The following is a 17,766-nucleotide window of genomic DNA, read 5'->3' as shown; positions in this document are numbered from 1 at the left end:
TCAATAGCCGATGGTGTAGCGCTGGCGCGAATGGGCCGGCTTCTCGAGCTCGTCGATGAACGCGATCGCATAGTCCTCGAAAGTGATCCAGCTGCGGCCTTCGGCGCTCACGAGCAGGTCGTCCTTGCCAATGCGGAACTTGCCGGTGCGCTCGCCTTCGACGAATTCGGCCGAGGGCGAAAGAAAGGTCCAGTCGAGTTCCTTCTCATTGCGCAGCGCGTCGAGGAACACGCCGCCGGCCGTGGCTTCGGCCCTGTAGGCGTCAGGGAAGTTCGGCGTGTCGATCACCTTCAGGCCCGGTGCCGCGAACAGGCTGCCCGCGCCACCGACCACCAGCAGGCGCTTCACGCCCGCGCGCTTTACCGGCTCGATGACGGCCGCTGGCGGCACTGTGGAGAAGTGCGCGGCGCTGAACACTGCGTCGTGGCCTGCCACGGCCTTTTCGAGTGCTGCACCGTCCAGCACGTCGAGGTCGACCGCCTTCACGTTGGCGCGGCCCGAGAGCTTGTCGCTGGCCTTGCGGGCAATGGCCGTCACGGTGTGGCCGCGGCGCAGGGCCTCTTCGAGAAGGCGGCCGCCGGCGCGACCGGTGGCGCCGATGATGGCAATGTGGCTCATGAATGCTCCAGAAAAGTTGATTCGATGAAACGCATCTTAGGTTTCTGGTTTCGAAAGAAATACCTCGATTTTCGCGTTTCTTTATTCCTAAAATCGTTCGAATGGATCGTTTGAACGCAATGCGGGTCTTCGTGACCGTGGTGGATTCGGGCAGCCTCTCGGCCGCGGCCGACAAGCTCGACCTTTCTCGGCCGGTGGTCACGCGCTATGTGGCCGAGCTGGAGCAATGGACCGGCGCGCGCCTCTTGCACCGCACCACGCGCCGGCTGAGCCTGACGGCGGCGGGCGAAGAACTGCTGCCGCGCTGCCGCCAGGTGCTCGAACTGGCGGGCGACATGCAGGCGGCGGTGCGGCACCCGGCGGAGGCGCCGCGCGGGCAGTTGCGCATCACGGCCAGCACCTCGTTCGCGCAGGCGCAGCTGGCCGACGCCGTGGCCGACTATGTGCGGCTCCATCCCGGCGTGGCGGTCGACTTGGTGCTGCTCGACCGGGCGGTGAACCTCGTGGACGAGCGCATTGATCTCGCGATTCGGGTGGCGGTGGAGATCGACCCCAACCTGATTGCGCGCAGGCTCACCGATTGCCGTTCGGTGGTATGCGCTTCGCCCGGGTATCTGAAGGGGCACGGCGAGCCGCTGCGCGTGGAAGAACTGGCCCAGCGCAACTGCCTCACGCACTCTTACTTCGGACGCAGCCTCTGGAACTTCACGCGCAAGGACGACGGCACGCCCGTCTCGGTGGCCGTAGGCGGCAACGTGTCGACCAACGATGCCACGAGCCTGATGCAGCTTGCGCGGTCCGGGGCCGGCATCACGATGCTGCCGACCTACCTGACCTCATGCCTTTTGAAGTCGGGCGAACTGGTGCGGCTGTTTCCGGAGTTCGAGCCGCAGGTGGTGGGCATGTATGCGGTGTACGCCTCTCGCAAGCACATGCCGGCCACGCTGCGCACGATGCTCGACTTTCTGGCCGCGCGTTTCACCGAGGTTCCGGCCTGGGACTTGCCCCGCGCCGGCTGAACCCCTGAGCCGGATCGGCTCGTGTCAGTGCCCGTTGCCGCGCGGCGCGTTCGACGCCATGAGCTTGTCGGTGTAGGCAATGGCCATGGCCGAGAACAGGAACGCGATGTGAATCACGGTCTGCGCAATCAACACGCGATCGGTGTAGTTGTCGGCATTGATGAAGGTCTTCAGCAGGTGGATCGAGCTGATGCCGATGATGGCCGTGGCCAGCTTGACCTTCAGCACCGAGGCGTTCACGTGGCTCAGCCACTCGGGCTGGTCACGGTGGCCTTCCAGGTCCATGCGGCTCACAAAGGTCTCGTAGCCGCCGACGATCACCATGATGAGCAGGTTGGAGATCATCACCACGTCGATCAGTGCCAGCACCACCAGCATGATCACGGTTTCGTTGAGGGTGCCCACCGGCGCGGTGGTCTTGTAGCCGATGCTGGTGATCAGCGCCTGCAGCGCGTCCTTGTTGCCGAAGGCGGCTTCGACAAGGTGCAGCAGTTCGACGAGGAAGTGCACCACGTACACCGCCTGCGCCACGATCAGGCCCAGGTACAGCGGCAGCTGCAGCCAGCGGCTGGCAAAAATCAGCTTGGGCAGCGGCCGAAGCGGCGAGCCACGCGCCGGTACGGGCGGGTTCCGGGTATCGAAAGGGTCGGGAGCGGACATCGGGAGGAAGGTTGGAAACGACCGGCGATTCTAGGGGTGCCCCCGTGTCCGGCCCGTGATAACCCTGCGAACTAATATCGGACCGTCAGTGACCCGTAAGTGGGTCCGCCGACATTACGGCCGCACCTACCCAGGAGACAAGAGAATGAGCAGCAGCGCATCGAAGAACATCGAATCCGTTCTGGTCGAGAACCGCGTGTTCCCGCCCGACACCCGTGCCACCCAAGGTGCCCGCATTGCCGGCATGGCCGCCTACGAGGCGCTGTGCAAGGAGGCCGAGCAGGACTTCGAAGGGTTCTGGACCCGCCAGGCGCAAGCCAACCTCAACTGGACCAAGCCGTTCACCCGCACGCTCGACGAGTCGAAGGCGCCGTTCTACGAATGGTTCGGCGACGGCGAGCTCAATGCCAGCGCCAATTGCCTCGACAAGCACATGGGCACGCCGGTCGAGAACAAGACCGCCATCGTCTTCGAGGCCGACGACGGCACCGTCACCAACGTCACCTACAAGGAACTGCTTGGCCGCGTGAGCCAGTTTGCCAACGCGCTCAAGGCCGCTGGCATCCAGAAGGGCGACCGCGTCATCATCTACATGCCGATGACGGTCGAAGGCGTGATCGCCATGCAGGCCTGCGCGCGCATCGGCGCCACGCACAGCGTGGTGTTCGGCGGCTTCTCGGCCAAGGCGCTGCAGGAGCGCATCATCGACGCCGGCGCGGTGGCCGTCATTACCGCCAACTACCAGCTGCGCGGCGGCAAGGAACTGCCGCTCAAGGCCATCGTCGACGACGGCATTGCGATGGGCGGCTGCGAGTCGATCAAGACGGTGTTCGTCTACGAGCGCACGCCCTCCGCGTGGAACCGCGTCGAAGGCCGCGACAAGACATTCGACGAGGCGCTGAAGGGCCAGAGCACCGACTGCCCGCCCGTGGCGGTGAACGCCGAGCATCCGCTCTTCATCCTCTACACCTCGGGCTCCACCGGCAAGCCCAAGGGCGTGCAGCACGCCACCGGCGGCTACCTGTTGTGGGCCAAGCTCACGATGGACTGGACCTTCGACATCAAGCCCGAAGACGTGTTCTGGTGCACGGCCGACATCGGCTGGATCACCGGCCACACCTATGTGGCCTACGGTCCGCTCGCGGCCGGCGCCACGCAGGTCGTGTTCGAGGGCATTCCCACGTTCCCGCACGCGGGCCGCTTCTGGCAGATGATCGAGAAGCACAAGGTGTCGGTCTTCTACACCGCGCCCACCGCCATCCGCTCGCTCATCAAGGCGGCTGAAGGCGACGAGAAGGTGCACCCGAAGAACTGGGACCTGACCAGTCTGCGTATCCTCGGTTCGGTGGGCGAGCCCATCAACCCCGAGGCATGGATGTGGTACCACCGCAATATCGGCGGCGAACGCTGCCCCATCGTCGACACCTTCTGGCAGACCGAAACCGGCGGCCACGTGATCACGCCGCTGCCGGGCGCCACGCCATTGGTGCCGGGCTCGTGCACCCTGCCGCTGCCGGGCATCATGGCCGCCATCGTCGACGAAACCGGCAAGGACCTGCCCAACGGCGCGGGTGGCATGCTGGTCATCAAGCGGCCATGGCCTTCGATGATCCGCACCATCTGGAATGACCCCGAGCGCTTCAAGAAGAGCTACTTTCCCGAAGAGATGGGCGGCACCATCTATCTGGCGGGCGACGGCGCGGTGCGCAGCGCCGACCGCGGCTACTTCCGCATCACGGGCCGCATCGACGACGTACTCAACGTGTCGGGCCACCGGCTCGGCACGATGGAAATCGAATCGGCGCTCGTCTCCAAGACCGATCTCGTGGCCGAAGCCGCCGTGGTCGGCCGGCCCGACGACGTGACCGGCGAGGCCGTGTGCGCATTCGTCGTGCTCAAGCGCAGCCGCCCCACCGGCGAAGAGGCCAAGCAGATCGCCAACGAGCTGCGTGCCTGGGTCGCGAAGGAAATCGGGCCCATCGCCAAGCCGAAGGACATCCGCTTTGGCGACAACCTGCCCAAGACGCGCAGCGGCAAGATTATGCGGCGCCTGCTGCGGAGCATTGCCAAGGGCGAGGCCATCACGCAGGACACCTCCACGCTCGAAAATCCTGCAATTCTGGAACAGTTGTCACAGACCAATTGATTCGGTCTGTAGGACATGGCCGTTAGTGGGGAGCAGGGGCCGTTGCGGCCCGCGGCCTGAGGTACAACCAGCGGAGTTGCCGTGCGCCGGGGCGCGCATGGCCGGTTCCGTTGTATTCGACCTGTCCGAAGGAGGCCCCCATGGGTGTGAGATCTGCTTTCCTGTTTGCCATTCTGCTGCTGATCGCGGCCCTTGCCGCGCTCAACTGGGGCACGTTGGCTTCGCCCGTGCCGGTCTCGCTGGGGTTCATGACCGTTTCCGCGCCGCTGGGCCTGATGATGCTGGGGCTCACGGTCGCGCTAGGCGTGTTCTTCCTGGTGTACGTGCTGTACCTGCACAGCTCGGTACTGCTGGACGCCAAGCGCCACAACAAGGAAATGCAGGTGCAGCGCGATCTTGCCGACAAGGCCGAGGCTTCGCGCTTTACCGAGCTGCGCAACTTCCTGGAAGTGCAAGAGAACAAGCACATGGCGCAGAACGCCGAGCGCCATGCCGCATTGCTTGCAAGGCTGGGGCAGGTCGAAAGCGTGATCCGTCAGCGCTCGGAGCAGTCGGACAACACCGTGGCTGCGCACATCGGCCAGCTCGAAGACCGCATCGAGCGCCGGCCGTTGCCCACGGACATCGATCCGCGGGTTTGATCAGCGCGTCGACAGCACCCAGGCAGCGAGCTTCTTTGCGTCGGCTTCGCTGACCTGGTTGTTGGCCGGCATCGGCACCGGCCCCCACACGCCCGAACCACCCTTGATGATCTTGGTTGCGAGCATGTCGGCGGCGCCGGCATTGCCCTTGTACTTGGCGGCCACGTCCTTGAACGAAGGGCCGAGCACCTTGCGCTCCACCGCGTGGCAGCTCATGCAGTTTTTCGACGTGGCCAGCGCCAGGTCGGCGAAAGCAGGGGCGGCCAGGCCAAGGCCCAAAACGGCGAACGACAGGAGTCTTTTCATGGGGCTTATTTCGTAATGGCTGGGTTACATTCGATCTAACGCGATTGTAGGTAGCGCCGTGTACCGGCGTCCGGAAGCGTTTCCAACAAAACCCGAGGGATTCGCGATGCTTTTTCTGCTGTTGGGCCTGCTGGGCATAGGCCTGAAATACTTCGAAGTGGGCATGGTCGCCGGCTGGAGCTGGTGGATTGTCCTGTCGCCTTTTGCACTGGCCGTGGCGTGGTGGGCCTGGGCCGATTCGTCGGGCTATACCAAGCGCAAGGTCATCGAGCGCGAAGAGCGCCGCAAGCAGGCGCGCATCGACCGCCAGCGCAGCAACATGGGCCTGCCGCCCAACAACCGCCCGAAGCGCTGACACCCGGGCGGGGCCGCCTCACAAATTGCACGCGTTGCGGTCCACGCCATGGACGAGGAAACCATCCAGCATGCGGTGCTGGTTTTCGGGCTCTCGCTCCTGGTCGGGCCTGCCATCGGCGGATTGGCCGGATGGCTCAAGAACTTTTTCTGGGGCGTGGGCATTGGGGCGCTGCTGATCGGCTGCGCCGGGCTGTATGCCGCGGCCACGGTTGGCTGGCAGCGCTACCAGTCGATTGAAGGCACCGCCAGCGTTCAGGGCAGCCTGGTTGAATTTGTCGAAGAGCGCAGCAAGGACAGCAACGGCCGCACGACCGTTTCGCGCGCCCCGGTGGTCGAATACGTCGCGGCCGACGGCCAGAAACGCTTGGTCAAGGGGCTCGGCGGCGGCTTGTCGGACAAGGAGTGGGGCGACGCTGTCGAGGTGCGCTACAGCATCGCCGACCCGGCGCAGGCGCTGGTCGCCGATTTCCAGAACATGTGGGGCCCCGTGTGGGGATTCGGCATCTTTGGGCTGTTCCCGACGATGTTCGGCCTGTTCTTCACCGGCATGGCCATCAAGGAAGGCCGCCCCGCCAGCAGGCGGCCTGTGGAGCGCGCGGCCACGCCGACGCAGCAGCGCTGGCGCACGCGCGGCACCGTGCTTGCCAACCTCGTTTTCGTGGCCGGCTTCGCCGTGTGTTTTCTCTATCCGGGCGAGAGCATGGGCAAGGCGCTCGGCGCCGGGTTCATGACCATCGGCGCCGGCGCGTTGCTGCACTTTGCGGTGCAGAGTTTGCCTCCGGCCATGGCGTTCGAATCCCGCAGCATCCTTGCGATCGTCGGCCTCGGGTTTCTGGCCTTCGGCTACGGCGCGTGGATGATGCTGGCCTGAGGCTTCCTCAGAACTTGTCGAGCACCGCGCCCGAGCTTGCGCTCGAGGCGTTGAATGCGAACTTGGCCTGCACGCCGCGCGTGTAGCGCGGTGCCGGCGGCTTCCAGCCTTCGCGGCGCTTGGCAAGCTCGGCTTCGGGCACGTTGAGTTCGAGCACCAGCTTGTGCGCATCGATGGTGATCGAGTCGCCTTCGTTCACGAACGCAATGGTGCCGCCGGCCGCCGCTTCGGGCGCCACGTGGCCGACCACCATGCCCCAGGTGCCGCCCGAGAAGCGGCCATCGGTGATCAGGCCCACGCTTTCGCCCAGGCCCGCGCCGATGAGCGCGCCCGTCGGCGCCAGCATTTCGGGCATGCCCGGACCGCCCTTGGGGCCGAGGTAGCGCAGCACCATCACGTCGCCGGCCTTGATCTTGCCGTCCAGAATGGCCTTGAGCGCCGACTGCTCGTCGTCGAAGACGCGCGCCGGGCCGGTGATGACGGGGTTCTTCAGGCCGGTGATCTTGGCGACCGCGCCTTCGGGCGACAGGTTGCCCTTCAGGATGGCCAGGTGGCCCTCCTCGTACATCGGGTTATTGATGGGGCGGATCACGTCCTGGTCGGCGCGCGGCACGTCGGGCACGTCCTTCAGCACCTCGGCAATCGTCTGGCCGCTGATGGTGATGCAGTCGCCGTGCAGCAGGCCAGCGTTCAGCAGCACCTTCATCACCTGCGGAATGCCGCCGGCCTGGTGCAGGTCGACCGCCAGGTACTTGCCGCTCGGCTTCAGGTCGCAGATCACCGGAACCTTCTTGCGCATGCGCTCGAAGTCATCGATGGTCCATTCGACCTCGGCCGCGTGCGCAATGGCCAGGAAGTGCAGCACCGCGTTGGTCGAGCCGCCCGTAGCCATGATGACGGCCACCGCGTTCTCGATGGCCTTCTTGGTGACGATGTCGCGCGGCTTCAGGTCTTTCTTGATCGCCTCGATCAGCACCTTGGCCGATTCCTTGGCCGAGTTGGCCTTTTCGTCGTGCGGGTTGGCCATGGTCGACGAGTAGGGCAGCGAAATGCCCAGCGCCTCGAATGCGCTGGACATGGTGTTGGCCGTGTACATGCCGCCGCACGAGCCGGTGCCCGGAATGGCGCGCTTCTCGATCTCCAGCAGGTCTTCGTCGCTCATGTTGCCGGCGGCGTTCTGGCCCACGGCTTCGAACACGCTCACGATGTTGAGGTCTTGCCCCTTGTACTTGCCCGGCAGGATGGTGCCGCCGTACACGTAGATGGCCGGCACGTTGGCGCGCAGCATGCCCATGAGGCCGCCGGGCATGTTCTTGTCGCAGCCCCCGACCACCAGCACGCCGTCCATCCACTGGCCGCCGACGCAGGTCTCGATGCAGTCCGAAATCACTTCGCGGCTCACCAGCGAGTACTTCATGCCTTCGGTGCCCATGGCCATGCCGTCGGAGATGGTGGGCGTGCCGAACACCTGCGCATTGCCGCCGGCTTCCTCGATGCCCGCAATGGCCGCGTCGGCCAGCTTCTGCAGGCCCGAGTTGCACGGGGTGATGGTGCTGTGGCCGTTGGCCACGCCGACCATCGGCTTCTTGAAGTCGCTCTCTTCGTAGCCCATGGCGTAGAACATCGAGCGGTTGGGGGCGCGGCTCTTGCCTTCGACGATGTTCGCGCTGCGGCGGTTGATCTGGATTGGCTTGGTGTCCATGGTCGGTGTCTCTTCTCGTGGGGAAATTCTCGGGGGGAAATTCTCGGGGGGAGGCCCAAGTATCGGACTTCTCATTGATTCATTCCAATCCCTTTTTGTGTGTCGATTGATATGCTCGGCATATGAAGGAAGCCTTGATCGACCTGCGTGCCTGGCGCCAGTTCGTGGCCGTGGCCGAAGAACTGCATTTCGGCCGCGCCGCCGAGCGCCTGCACATGACCCAGCCGCCCGTCACGCAGGCCATCGCCCAGCTCGAGAAGACACTGGGCGTGGCGCTGTTCGACCGCACGCGCCGGCGCGTGGCGCTCACCCCGGCCGGCGAAGTCTTGCTGCCTGACGTGCGCGAGCTGCTGGCCCGCGCGCAGGCCCTTCCGGAGAGGGCCCGCGCCGCAGCAGCGGGGCAGGTGGGCCGGGTGCGCATTGCCTTTGTTTCGACCATCGGCTTCGAGAAGCTGCCGGCCTGGGTGCGCGAATTCCGCGTGCTGTGCCCCGAGGTGGCGCTGGAACTCGTCGAGGCCACCGGCGACGTGCAGCTCGAAGCCTTTGCCCGCGGCGAGATCGACGCCGGCCTGATGCTCCATTCGCCGGGCGCCGCGCCGCCAGGGCTCGCGCGGCTGCCGGTGGAGCAGGAGCCGCTGGTGCTGGCCATGCCGGCGCAGCATGCGCTGGCGAGCGCAACGCCCGTGCCGCTGGTGCAGGTGCTGGCAGAACCGCTCGTGATCTTTCCGCGCCGCATCGTGCCGTCGCTGCACGACGCGATCCATGGCCTCTACCATTCGGCGGGCCGCACGCCCACCGTGGCGCAAGAAGCCATCCAGATGCAGACCATCGTCAATCTCGTGTCGGGCGGCATCGGCGTGGCCTGGGTGCCGCAGAGCGTCATGCAGTTCAGGCGCGCCGGCGTGGTCTACCTCCAGGCGCAAGAGTTCAAAGGGGCGGGCCGCGCGCGGGTGGCGCTGCCCGCATGCGAAACCAGCCTGGTGTGGCCGGCGCATGCGGTGCATCCGGCGCTGGCGCGATTCGTGGAGTTCGTTCGCGAGCGGACGCACAAGCGCGTTGAAGAGCGGTTAAACCGCGGTTGACCACGGCGCGAAGGAACGCCACATGGCCGGGGCACAATCTGCGCCATGCTCATGTATCCGCAGATCAATCCCGTCGCCCTGCAGCTCGGGCCCGTCGCCATTCACTGGTACGGCCTTACCTACCTGGCCGCGTTCGCGCTGTTCTACTTTCTTGGCACGCGCCGCCTGCGGCATGAGCCGTATCGCTCGCTCGTCGGCACCGGCGCCTGGCAGCGCAAGGACATCGAAGACATTCTTTTTCTTGGCGTGATGGGCGTCATCGTGGGCGGCCGGCTCGGCTACTGCCTGTTCTACAAGCCCGAGTTCTATCTGGCGCATCCCCTCGAAATCCTCTACGTGTGGCAGGGCGGCATGAGCTTTCATGGCGGCCTGTTGGGCGTGATCGGCGCAATGATCTGGTTCGCGCGCTCGCGCGCACGGCCGTTCTGGCAGGTGATGGACTTCGTTTCGCCGTGCGTGCCCACCGGCCTGGCGGCAGGCCGCGTGGGTAACTTCATCAACGGCGAACTCTGGGGCCGCTTCAGCAGGCCCGACCTGCCCTGGGGCATGGTGTTTCCGCAAAGCGGCTCGATGCTGCCGCGCCACCCTTCGCAGGTGTACCAGTTCCTGCTCGAGGGGCTTCTGCTGTTCGTCATCATGTGGCTCTACGCGCGCAAGGAGCGCAAAGAAGGGCAGGTGGCCGCGGTGTTCCTCATCGGCTACGGCGTGCTGCGCTTCATTGCCGAGTACTTCCGCGAGCCCGACGACTTTCTGGGCCTGCGCGCGCTGAACCTGAGCCAGGGGCAATGGCTCAGCGTGCCGATGGTGCTCTTCGGCATCGGCCTGTGGCTCTGGGCCGCGCGTCGCCCACGGCCCGCCACTGCCTGAGCGGCAAGCCCTCAGGGTAAGCCCGGGCTGCGCATTGGGTGCGCAGCCCTTGCGCTGCGCGGATTGCGGCCCCACAATTTTGCGTAATTACAGAAAATTACGATTCAAGCTCTTAGCCCGCCTTGCAGCTGTCCGCCTTCCATGCGCCTCGTTCCCAACTCCCTGCACGACGAAGTCGCCGCCACGCTGCGCGAGCAGATCTTCGCGGGCGAGCTGGCGCCGGGCAGTTTCCTGGACGAGGCGGCGCTGTGCGAGCGGCTGTCGATTTCGCGCACCCCCTTGCGCGAGGCGCTCAAGGTGCTCACGGCCGAAGGCCTGCTGCGGCACGAGCCGCGGCGCGGCTGCTTCGTGCGAGAGGTGACGGAGCGCGATCTCGACGAGATATTTCCGGTAATTGCGCTGCTCGAAGGCCGCTGCGCCTACGAGGCCGCGCGCAATGCCAGCGATTCCGAGCTGCACGACCTCGATGGCTTGCATGAACGGCTGGTGCGCCATGCCAAGGCCAAGCGCATCAACGACTACTACGCCACCAACCACCTCATTCATGAGGCGATCATCCAGCTGGCCGACAACAAGTGGCTGGCGCAGGTGATCGGCGACTTGCGCAAGATTCTCAAGCTCGCACGGCTGCAGCAATTGCATGCACCGGGCCGGCTGGAGCAAAGCCTGTCGGAGCACCTGGCGGTTTTTGCGGCCCTCAAGGCGCGCGACAGCGAAGGCGCGGATGCCGCCATGCGCACGCACCTGACCCGCCAGCGCGAGGCCCTGCGCGAAGTCGCGCGGCAGCAGAAATCAAGGGTGATGTCATGACCTGCACCAAGAAGGGCATCTCCCCGTCCCACAGAATTGGAGTGTGTCGATGAGTGCGACCGAATGGTTCCAGGCGCGGCTGCGTTCTGGCGACAAGACCGGCAGCAAGGTGCCCGTGGCGCCTGAAGGCACCGCCCGCAGCGCGCCCAAGGCTGCCGCAAAGCCCACTGCGCGCTCGACCGCCGAGCGCATGCAGGCCACCTTGCGCAGGGCCGACGAGGCGCTGTCGCCGCGTGCCTTGCGGCGCGTGCTCACGGCCTTGCAGTCGGTCATCGATCCGCGCGTGAGCGAGGTCGAGGGCGGCCGGAGGGCGCATGCCATTGCACTCGAATACGCAGCCGCCACGCCCGAAGAGCGCCGCGACTACTGGGCGCTGATGAGCGAGCATTTCGCGGCCGATCCGCAAAAGCTCAAGTCGGCGCGCGACCACCACCAGGCGGCGGTCGGAACGCCCGACGAAGGCCAGGCCGAACTGAAATTGCGTCGGGCGCTGGTGTCGCCCCGCATGCGGCTGCTGCAGCGCTTTGCGGTAGAGCCCGAGGGCATGCGCTTCCTGGTCGACCTGCGCGCCGAGCTGCTGCCTTTTCTCAAGTCCGACAAGCGGCTGATTGCGCTCGACGCCGAACTGGAGCACCTGTTCTCCACCTGGTTCGATGTCGCGTTTCTCGAATTGCGCCGCATCGACTGGGATTCGCCGGCTTCGCTGATCGAGAAGCTGATCCGCTACGAGGCCGTGCACGACATCAAGAGCTGGACCGACGTGAAGAACCGGCTCGACGACAGCGACCGCCGCTGCTACGGCTTCTTCCATCCGCGGCTGCCCAACGAGCCGCTGATCTTCGTCGAGGTGGCGCTGGTCGACCGCATCAGCGACGGCATCATGCCGCTGCTCGACGAAACCGCCGTGCCCATTCAGCCGGCCAAGGCCACCACCGCAATCTTCTATTCGATCAGCAACACCCAGAACGGGCTGCGCGGCGTGAGCTTCGGCGATTCGCTCATCAAGCGCGTGGTGGAGACCCTGCAGGACGAGCTGCCGCGCCTGAAGACCTTTGCCACGCTTTCGCCGATTCCCGGCTTTCGCGCCTGGCTGGCCAAGAACGCCGCGGAGCTGCTGCCGCGCCTGGATGAAAAGCGCGAGGCCGAACTCGGCCGCCTCATCGGTTCGCTGCCCCCCACCGCCGAGCGCCTGCTTGCGGCGGTAGACGGCGCAGCCACGCTCGACGCCAAGTCGCCGCTGCGCCAATGGCTGCTGCAGGCCGCCGCCGAATACCTGGGCCGCACGCTGATCGACGGCACGCCGGCCGATCCCGTGGCCCGCTTTCACCTGGGCAATGGTGCCCGGGTCGAGCGGCTCAACTGGGCCGGCGATCCGTCGCCCAAGGGCCAAAGGCAATCGTATGGCCTCATGGTCAATTACCTCTACGATCTCAAGCGGCTCGACAAGCATCGCGCATGGTTGGCCGAAGGCAAGGTGGCGGTTTCGGGAGATGTCGAAGGCCTGTTCTTCAAAAAAGGCTGAGAGTTCTGAAAGAAAGTCCGGCGCGCGAGGCGCCGGCGGCCGCATGCCGCGGCATTCCACAACGACAGGAGATGACAGATGACTCAGGGTTTTCAACGACGCGACGTGCTGCGCCTGGGCGCAGCCGGTGCAGCCGTTCTGTGCGGCGGTGCGCGTGCGCAGGGGGGTAATTGGCCGACGCGGCCGGTCAACATGATCGTGCCGTTCCCGGCCGGCGGCGGCACCGACGCCTTTGCGCGCCCGCTCTCGGCCCAGTTCTCCAAGGTGACCGGGCAAACGCTGGTGATCGACAACCGCGGCGGCGCCGGCGGCACCGTGGGCGCAAGCATTGCGTCCAAGGCGCAGCCCGACGGCTACACGCTCTTCATGGGCGCGGTTCACCACGCCATTGCACCGTCGATCTACCCCAAGCTCGACTACGACATCGAAAAAGATTTTGTGCCCCTGATGCTGCTGGCCAACGTGCCGCAGGTGGTGGTGGTCAATCCCAAGCGCGTGACCGCCACGACGCTGCAGGAGTTCGTTGCCGCCGCCAAGCGCAACCCCGGCAAGCTCAACTACGGTTCGGCGGGTTCGGGCACCTCGCACCACCTGGCGGGCGAGCTGTTCAAGCTGCAGACCGGCACTTTCATCACCCACATTCCGTACCGCGGCGCGGGCCCGGCGCTGTCCGACCTGATCGCGGGCAACGTCGACCTGATGTTCGACGGCCTCGGCTCTTCCGCCCAGCACATCAAGGGCGGCCGCATCAAGGCGCTGATGGTGGCCGGCGCCAAGCGCAACCCGGCATTCCCGGACGTGCCCTGCGCCGCCGAGGTCGGCCTGCCCGACTACACCGTGACCACCTGGTACGGCTTGTGGGCCCCCAAGGGCACGCCCGCCGACATGCAGGCACGTATCGTCGACGAGATGAAGAAGGCCCTGGCAACTGATGAGCTCAAGGCCATCTGGGCGCAGAACGGCTCGGAGATTCCGAGCCTCACCATGGCCTCGTACGGCGGCTTCGTCAATTCCGAGGTCAAGCGCTGGGCGTCGGTGGTGAAGGCCTCGGGCGCCAAGCTCGAGTAATGGGCGAGAGCACGGTCTCATTGCGCCGCGAGGGCCCGGTCGCGTTTGTCGCCTTGTCGAACGCCGGGCGCCTCAATGCGATGACGCGCGCCATGTGGCGCGAATTGCGTGCGGTGTTCGACGGCATCGGTCAAGCGAACGAGGCGGGGCTTCGGTGCGTGGTCATCAGCGGCGAGGGCGGTGCCTTCTGCGCGGGTGGCGACATCTCCGAATACCCGTCGTTCCGGTTCGACGAAAGCAGCTTGCGCGAATTTCACGAGAACGAAGTGTGGGCCGCGCTGCAGGCCATGCTCGATTGCCCATTGCCCCTGGTCGCCCAGATCGAAGGCGCGTGCATGGGCGCCGGTATCGAGATAGCGAGCTGCTGCGACATCCGGCTCGCAGGCGCGTCGGCAAAGTTCGGCGCACCGATCGCCAAGCTGGGCTTCCCCATGGCGCCGCGAGAGGCCGCGCTGGTTCACGGCGCCATTGGCGACGTGCTCGCGCGCGACATGCTGCTGGCCGCGGGGGTGCACGGCGCACAGCGCCTGTACGACGCCGGCTTCTTGCTGCAAGTGCTGCCCGACGATGAAGTGGCTGCTGCCGCCCAAGCCCACGCCGCACGCATCGCCGCACTGGCGCCGCAGGCCGCCCGGCTTCACAAGCGCACCTTCGCCATGCTGAAGGCCGGCGCGCAAACGACCGAGAGCCTGCTCGCAACCGCCTACGACTACGCCGACTCCGCCGAGCACCGCGAAGGCATTGCCGCCTTTCTTGCCAAGCGCAAACCGAATTTCTGAAGTACCTGCTCGATGAAGACGAAAGCCAATCCCAACCTGTTTGCCGCCTTGCGCGCGGCGTTTCCTGCCGACCTCGACGGCATTGCCGTTGAAACTGACAACGGCCTGTTCTATTCGTGGAGAGACCTCGACCGCGCGAGCGCGATGATCGCCAACCTGCTGGATGCGCTGGGCCTCGAAGAAGGCGCCCGCATCGCGGTGCAGGTCGAGAAGTCGGTCGAGGCGATGATGCTGTATCTCGCCACGCTGCGTGCCGGCTATGTGTTCCTGCCGCTCAACACCGCCTATCAGAGCGCCGAGATCGAATACTTCATCGGCAATGCCGAGCCTGCCGTGGTGGTGTGCACCAGCCGCAATGCCTCGTGGGTAGGCCCCATTGCCAATGCCGCGGGCACACGGCACGTGTTCACGCTGGACGACGACCGCACCGGCACGCTGCTGGAGGTTGCCGCGCAGTGCAGCGACCGGCACGTGGTGGCCCGCAAGAATGCGGACGACCTGGCCGCCATTCTCTACACCAGCGGCACCACCGGCCGCAGCAAGGGCGCCATGCTCACCCATGGCAACCTGCTGTCGAATGCCGAAGTGCTCAAGGACTACTGGGGCTGGACGAAGGGCGACGTGCTGATCCACGCGCTGCCCATCTTCCATGTGCACGGCCTCTTCGTTGCGCTGCACGGTGCGCTGCTCAACGGCAGCAAGATGATCTGGTTCTCCAGGTTCGACCCCCAGCGCGTGGTCGAGAAGCTGCCCGAAGCCACCGTGTTCATGGGCGTGCCCACGCTCTACGTGCGCCTGCTGGCCGAACCCGGACTCACGCGCGAGGCGGTGCGCAACATGCGGCTGTTCGTCGCGGGTTCGGCGCCGCTGCTCATCGAGACTTTCGACGAATGGCGCGAGCGCACCGGCCACACCATTCTCGAGCGCTACGGCATGAGCGAAACGGTGATGCTCACCTCCAACCCCTACAGCCCGGCGCAGGGCGAGCGCCGCGGCGGCACGGTCGGCTTTGCGCTGCCTGGCGTTCAGCTGCGCGTTCGCGACGACAGCGGCCGCGACTGCACCACCGACGAGATCGGCAACATCCAGGTCAGCGGCCCGAACGTGTTCGTGGGCTACTGGCGCATGCCGGAGAAAACGAAAGAAGAATTCACTGCCGACGGCTTCTTCAAGACGGGCGACGTCGGCAAGATCGACGGCCGGGGCTACATCACCATCGTCGGGCGCAGCAAGGACCTGATCATCAGCGGCGGCTACAACGTCTACCCGGCCGAGATCGAGGGCTACATCAACGAGTTGCCCGGCGTCGCCGAAAGCGCGGTGGTCGGCGTGCCGCACCCCGACTTCGGCGAGGTGGGCGTGGCCATCGTCATTCCCAAGCCGGGCGCCGCGCTGGACGCCGATGCCATCGTGGCGGAGCTCAAGTCGAAGCTCGCGAACTTCAAGATTCCGAAGCGCTGCTTTGTGGTGAACGAGCTGCCGCGCAACACGATGGGCAAGGTGCAGAAGGCGCTGCTGCGCGAACAGCACAAGGGCCTGTTCGCCTAGGTTTCGCCTAGATCTCGCCTAGTTTTGCGCCGCTTGCGGAGCCCTCGGTGCGAGAGCGGTGGTGCGCGGTTCATGAAAGATCATCGCGTCCACCACGCCGGATGAAGGCCGGCGGAACTCCACCCCGTAGCCTTCGAGCGTGTCGACGTTGAAGCTGCGTCCGTCAGCCGGAAGCAGCCGGTAGGTCGGCTGGCCCGGAATGGTCATGCCGAGTTCGCCTTGTGCGTCGAGCCTGATCTCGATGACACGGCCGCTGTGCAGGTAGTCGCCGGCGCACAGCCGGCGAAACGCCGGGTCCAGCACGTCGCCGGCCGCAACGCGGCGGAACACGATGTCGTCCACCATTTCCTCGAGAGGAACCTCCACGCGATCGATGCGGCCCTGCCGGTCGTAGCGGAAGGTGAGCGTCCGGTTGCTGGGGTGCATCACGGTCGGGCGGTCGGGTGTGATGAACACGTCGTAGTGGCGGTGCTCCAGCGGCTCCTCGAAGCCGCGCCAACGCCAGGCAAGGCCGTCGGCAGCCTGTTCGATGTGGATGCGTCCGTACGCCGGATGCTCGTAGCCGCCCACATAGTCTTCCAGCGCGTGGCTCGGCCGGGTGCCGCTTCGGCGGACTTCCGCCTTGGCTTTCTTGTCGAGGCCGAGCTGTTCCACTGCCTGTTTGCGCCGCGGCGCCAGGCGGCCGAACCAGTCGACCGGTGTGCGGCCGCAGATGCGGTCGAGCACCGCGTAGGTGAGGATGGCGGTGGTGCTGCCCGGCGCCCGGTTGGTCAGCACCACCACGCCCGCGCGGCGTTGTGGCTGCATGGTCATGAGCGTGCTCCAGCCGGCCCAGGAGCCCGAATGCGCAATGGTGCGCTCGCCCCGGTATTGCTCGCAGAAAAGTCCGAGGCCGTAGTGCGAATCGCCGATTTCGGGGAATTCGGAGCGGCCCATGTGCACGCGCGGCGTGGTCATCTCGCGCAGCGCCTGGGCCGAAAGCAGCTGGCGGCCATCCACCTTGCCGTCGAGCAGGAATCGCGCCCATTTCGCCAGGTCCGACACCGAGGCGTTGATGCCGCCTGCCGGCGTGGCGCGAATGGGCGAGAGCGGCGTGCGGTAACGCTCGTCGCCATCCATCGCGTGGGGGCGGGCGGCGTCTTCGGCGGCGCCAAGCGCCTCGATGGAAAAGCCGAAGTGGCTGAAGCCCAGGGGCTTCATCAAGCGTTCGGTGGTGAAGTCCTGGTAGCTCTGGCCGCTGATGCGCTCGGTGACCATTCCGGCGACCAGGTAGCCGAGGTTCGAGTACTGGAAGGCGTCGCGCAAGTCCTTGCTCGGTGCGAGGTGCCTGAGTGCGGCCAGCATCTGGGCGTTGCTCAGGTCACCGGGCATGTGGATCCAGTCGTGCCGCGGCAAGCCGCTGTGGTGGCACAGCAGGTCGCGCACTGTCAGTCGCTCGGTTGCCACCGGGTCGTGCAGGCGAAATTCCGGAAGCACCTCGCGCACCGGCCGTGACCATTCGAGCTTGCGCTCATCGACCAGCAAGCCAAGCCCTGCCGCGGTGAACGATTTGGTGATCGAGCACAGCAGGAACTGCGTGTCCACCGTCACGGGCAGGCCCGTCTCGGTATCGCGCGCGCCATAGCCCTTGAGCACGGCAATCTCGCCGTCCTGGATCACGGCCAGGGCAAGCCCGGGTACTTTCCATTCCTGCATCGAGGCTTCAACGAGGCTGTCGAGTTCGCTCCACATGGTCCGGTCCTTGCCTTTGCTTGCGCTTGAATAGGGCCG

General features: G+C 65.9%; 17 protein-coding genes. 12 read left to right on the top strand and 5 right to left on the bottom strand.

Annotated elements, in window-relative coordinates:
• Complete coding sequence (locus V9L21_RS11945) at nucleotides 1-618, bottom strand: NAD(P)-dependent oxidoreductase (protein WP_337312068.1); 618 nt, start codon at nucleotides 616-618, stop codon at nucleotides 1-3.
• A 101-nt stretch (nucleotides 619-719) separates the two neighbouring features.
• Between V9L21_RS11945 and V9L21_RS11940 the strand changes: the two genes are divergently transcribed.
• Nucleotides 720-1,637 carry a LysR family transcriptional regulator gene (locus tag V9L21_RS11940; protein ID WP_337312066.1) on the top strand — a complete coding sequence of 306 codons (918 nt, stop codon included), beginning with the start codon at nucleotides 720-722 and terminating at the stop codon, nucleotides 1,635-1,637.
• A 24-nt stretch (nucleotides 1,638-1,661) separates the two neighbouring features.
• On the opposite strand, the gene V9L21_RS11935 is transcribed toward V9L21_RS11940, so the two are convergent.
• A complete protein-coding gene (locus V9L21_RS11935) occupies nucleotides 1,662-2,297 on the bottom strand; it encodes a YqhA family protein (RefSeq protein ID WP_258506833.1) in 636 nt (211 codons plus the stop codon).
• A gap of 145 nt (nucleotides 2,298-2,442) precedes the next feature.
• Here V9L21_RS11935 and acs point away from each other — a divergent pair, with 145 nt between their 5' ends.
• On the top strand, nucleotides 2,443-4,443 hold the full coding sequence (gene acs, locus V9L21_RS11930; protein ID WP_258506831.1) for an acetate--CoA ligase: 2,001 nt from the start codon (nucleotides 2,443-2,445) through the stop codon (nucleotides 4,441-4,443).
• 140 nt (nucleotides 4,444-4,583) lie between these two features.
• A complete protein-coding gene (locus V9L21_RS11925; RefSeq protein WP_337312064.1) occupies nucleotides 4,584-5,084 on the top strand; it encodes a LapA family protein in 501 nt (166 codons plus the stop codon).
• Here V9L21_RS11925 and V9L21_RS11920 read toward each other — a convergent pair whose 3' ends face one another.
• A complete protein-coding gene (locus V9L21_RS11920; RefSeq protein ID WP_157614294.1) occupies nucleotides 5,085-5,390 on the bottom strand; it encodes a c-type cytochrome in 306 nt (101 codons plus the stop codon). It lies immediately after the preceding gene.
• A 106-nt stretch (nucleotides 5,391-5,496) separates the two neighbouring features.
• Between V9L21_RS11920 and V9L21_RS11915 the strand changes: the two genes are divergently transcribed.
• Nucleotides 5,497-5,745 (top strand): TIGR04438 family Trp-rich protein, encoded by a 249-nt coding sequence (locus V9L21_RS11915; RefSeq protein ID WP_126749684.1) that lies wholly within the window; start codon nucleotides 5,497-5,499, stop codon nucleotides 5,743-5,745.
• A 48-nt stretch (nucleotides 5,746-5,793) separates the two neighbouring features.
• On the top strand, nucleotides 5,794-6,618 hold the full coding sequence (locus V9L21_RS11910) for a DUF3592 domain-containing protein (RefSeq protein ID WP_337312062.1): 825 nt from the start codon (nucleotides 5,794-5,796) through the stop codon (nucleotides 6,616-6,618).
• A gap of 7 nt (nucleotides 6,619-6,625) precedes the next feature.
• Here V9L21_RS11910 and ilvD read toward each other — a convergent pair whose 3' ends face one another.
• Nucleotides 6,626-8,320 (bottom strand): dihydroxy-acid dehydratase, encoded by a 1,695-nt coding sequence (gene ilvD / locus V9L21_RS11905; RefSeq protein WP_258506827.1) that lies wholly within the window; start codon nucleotides 8,318-8,320, stop codon nucleotides 6,626-6,628.
• A 122-nt stretch (nucleotides 8,321-8,442) separates the two neighbouring features.
• Between ilvD and V9L21_RS11900 the strand changes: the two genes are divergently transcribed.
• From V9L21_RS11900 to V9L21_RS11870, 7 genes are all read left to right on the top strand, one after another.
• Entirely contained in the window at nucleotides 8,443-9,402 is a 960-nt protein-coding gene (locus tag V9L21_RS11900; RefSeq protein ID WP_337312060.1) for a LysR family transcriptional regulator, read from the top strand.
• A gap of 45 nt (nucleotides 9,403-9,447) precedes the next feature.
• Entirely contained in the window at nucleotides 9,448-10,269 is an 822-nt protein-coding gene (gene lgt / locus V9L21_RS11895; RefSeq protein WP_337312058.1) for a prolipoprotein diacylglyceryl transferase, read from the top strand.
• Nucleotides 10,270-10,410: 141 nt separating this feature from the next.
• Entirely contained in the window at nucleotides 10,411-11,079 is a 669-nt protein-coding gene (locus tag V9L21_RS11890) for a GntR family transcriptional regulator (protein WP_337312056.1), read from the top strand.
• Between the two features lie 49 nt (nucleotides 11,080-11,128).
• Nucleotides 11,129-12,601, top strand: coding sequence for a malonyl-CoA decarboxylase (locus V9L21_RS11885; protein ID WP_337312054.1), 1,473 nt, complete (start codon nucleotides 11,129-11,131; stop codon nucleotides 12,599-12,601).
• A gap of 78 nt (nucleotides 12,602-12,679) precedes the next feature.
• On the top strand, nucleotides 12,680-13,669 hold the full coding sequence (locus V9L21_RS11880; protein ID WP_337312051.1) for a Bug family tripartite tricarboxylate transporter substrate binding protein: 990 nt from the start codon (nucleotides 12,680-12,682) through the stop codon (nucleotides 13,667-13,669).
• The gene (locus V9L21_RS11875; protein WP_337312049.1) at nucleotides 13,669-14,448 is read left to right on the top strand and encodes an enoyl-CoA hydratase/isomerase family protein; all 780 of its coding nucleotides are present in this window, start codon (nucleotides 13,669-13,671) and stop codon (nucleotides 14,446-14,448) included. Before V9L21_RS11880 ends, V9L21_RS11875 begins: the two co-directional genes overlap by 1 nt.
• A 12-nt stretch (nucleotides 14,449-14,460) precedes the next feature.
• Complete coding sequence (locus V9L21_RS11870; protein ID WP_337312047.1) at nucleotides 14,461-15,996, top strand: malonate--CoA ligase; 1,536 nt, start codon at nucleotides 14,461-14,463, stop codon at nucleotides 15,994-15,996.
• 18 nt (nucleotides 15,997-16,014) lie between these two features.
• Here V9L21_RS11870 and V9L21_RS11865 read toward each other — a convergent pair whose 3' ends face one another.
• Nucleotides 16,015-17,727 (bottom strand): serine hydrolase, encoded by a 1,713-nt coding sequence (locus V9L21_RS11865; RefSeq protein ID WP_337312045.1) that lies wholly within the window; start codon nucleotides 17,725-17,727, stop codon nucleotides 16,015-16,017.
• Between the last annotated feature and the right edge of the window lie 39 nt (nucleotides 17,728-17,766).

The sequence above is a fragment of the Variovorax sp. CCNWLW235 genome, from assembly GCF_037204085.1.
Lineage (GTDB): Bacteria > Pseudomonadota > Gammaproteobacteria > Burkholderiales > Burkholderiaceae_C > Variovorax.
The sequence above is the reverse complement of the archived record's forward strand: the minus strand, read 5'-3'. Positions and strand labels throughout refer to the sequence as shown.

What these genes read in the sequence shown, in the direction of transcription:
- V9L21_RS11945 (WP_337312068.1), bottom strand. Translation starts at nt 618, where the DNA reads ATGAGCCACATTGCCATCATCGGCGCCACCGGTCGCGCCGGCGGCCGC.
- V9L21_RS11940 (WP_337312066.1), top strand. Translation starts at nt 720, where the DNA reads ATGGATCGTTTGAACGCAATGCGGGTCTTCGTGACCGTGGTGGATTCG.
- V9L21_RS11935 (WP_258506833.1), bottom strand. Translation starts at nt 2,297, where the DNA reads ATGTCCGCTCCCGACCCTTTCGATACCCGGAACCCGCCCGTACCGGCG.
- acs (WP_258506831.1), top strand. Translation starts at nt 2,443, where the DNA reads ATGAGCAGCAGCGCATCGAAGAACATCGAATCCGTTCTGGTCGAGAAC.
- V9L21_RS11925 (WP_337312064.1), top strand. Translation starts at nt 4,584, where the DNA reads ATGGGTGTGAGATCTGCTTTCCTGTTTGCCATTCTGCTGCTGATCGCG.
- V9L21_RS11920 (WP_157614294.1), bottom strand. Translation starts at nt 5,390, where the DNA reads ATGAAAAGACTCCTGTCGTTCGCCGTTTTGGGCCTTGGCCTGGCCGCC.
- V9L21_RS11915 (WP_126749684.1), top strand. Translation starts at nt 5,497, where the DNA reads ATGCTTTTTCTGCTGTTGGGCCTGCTGGGCATAGGCCTGAAATACTTC.
- V9L21_RS11910 (WP_337312062.1), top strand. Translation starts at nt 5,794, where the DNA reads ATGGACGAGGAAACCATCCAGCATGCGGTGCTGGTTTTCGGGCTCTCG.
- ilvD (WP_258506827.1), bottom strand. Translation starts at nt 8,320, where the DNA reads ATGGACACCAAGCCAATCCAGATCAACCGCCGCAGCGCGAACATCGTC.
- V9L21_RS11900 (WP_337312060.1), top strand. Translation starts at nt 8,443, where the DNA reads ATGAAGGAAGCCTTGATCGACCTGCGTGCCTGGCGCCAGTTCGTGGCC.
- lgt (WP_337312058.1), top strand. Translation starts at nt 9,448, where the DNA reads ATGCTCATGTATCCGCAGATCAATCCCGTCGCCCTGCAGCTCGGGCCC.
- V9L21_RS11890 (WP_337312056.1), top strand. Translation starts at nt 10,411, where the DNA reads ATGCGCCTCGTTCCCAACTCCCTGCACGACGAAGTCGCCGCCACGCTG.
- V9L21_RS11885 (WP_337312054.1), top strand. Translation starts at nt 11,129, where the DNA reads ATGAGTGCGACCGAATGGTTCCAGGCGCGGCTGCGTTCTGGCGACAAG.
- V9L21_RS11880 (WP_337312051.1), top strand. Translation starts at nt 12,680, where the DNA reads ATGACTCAGGGTTTTCAACGACGCGACGTGCTGCGCCTGGGCGCAGCC.
- V9L21_RS11875 (WP_337312049.1), top strand. Translation starts at nt 13,669, where the DNA reads ATGGGCGAGAGCACGGTCTCATTGCGCCGCGAGGGCCCGGTCGCGTTT.
- V9L21_RS11870 (WP_337312047.1), top strand. Translation starts at nt 14,461, where the DNA reads ATGAAGACGAAAGCCAATCCCAACCTGTTTGCCGCCTTGCGCGCGGCG.
- V9L21_RS11865 (WP_337312045.1), bottom strand. Translation starts at nt 17,727, where the DNA reads ATGTGGAGCGAACTCGACAGCCTCGTTGAAGCCTCGATGCAGGAATGG.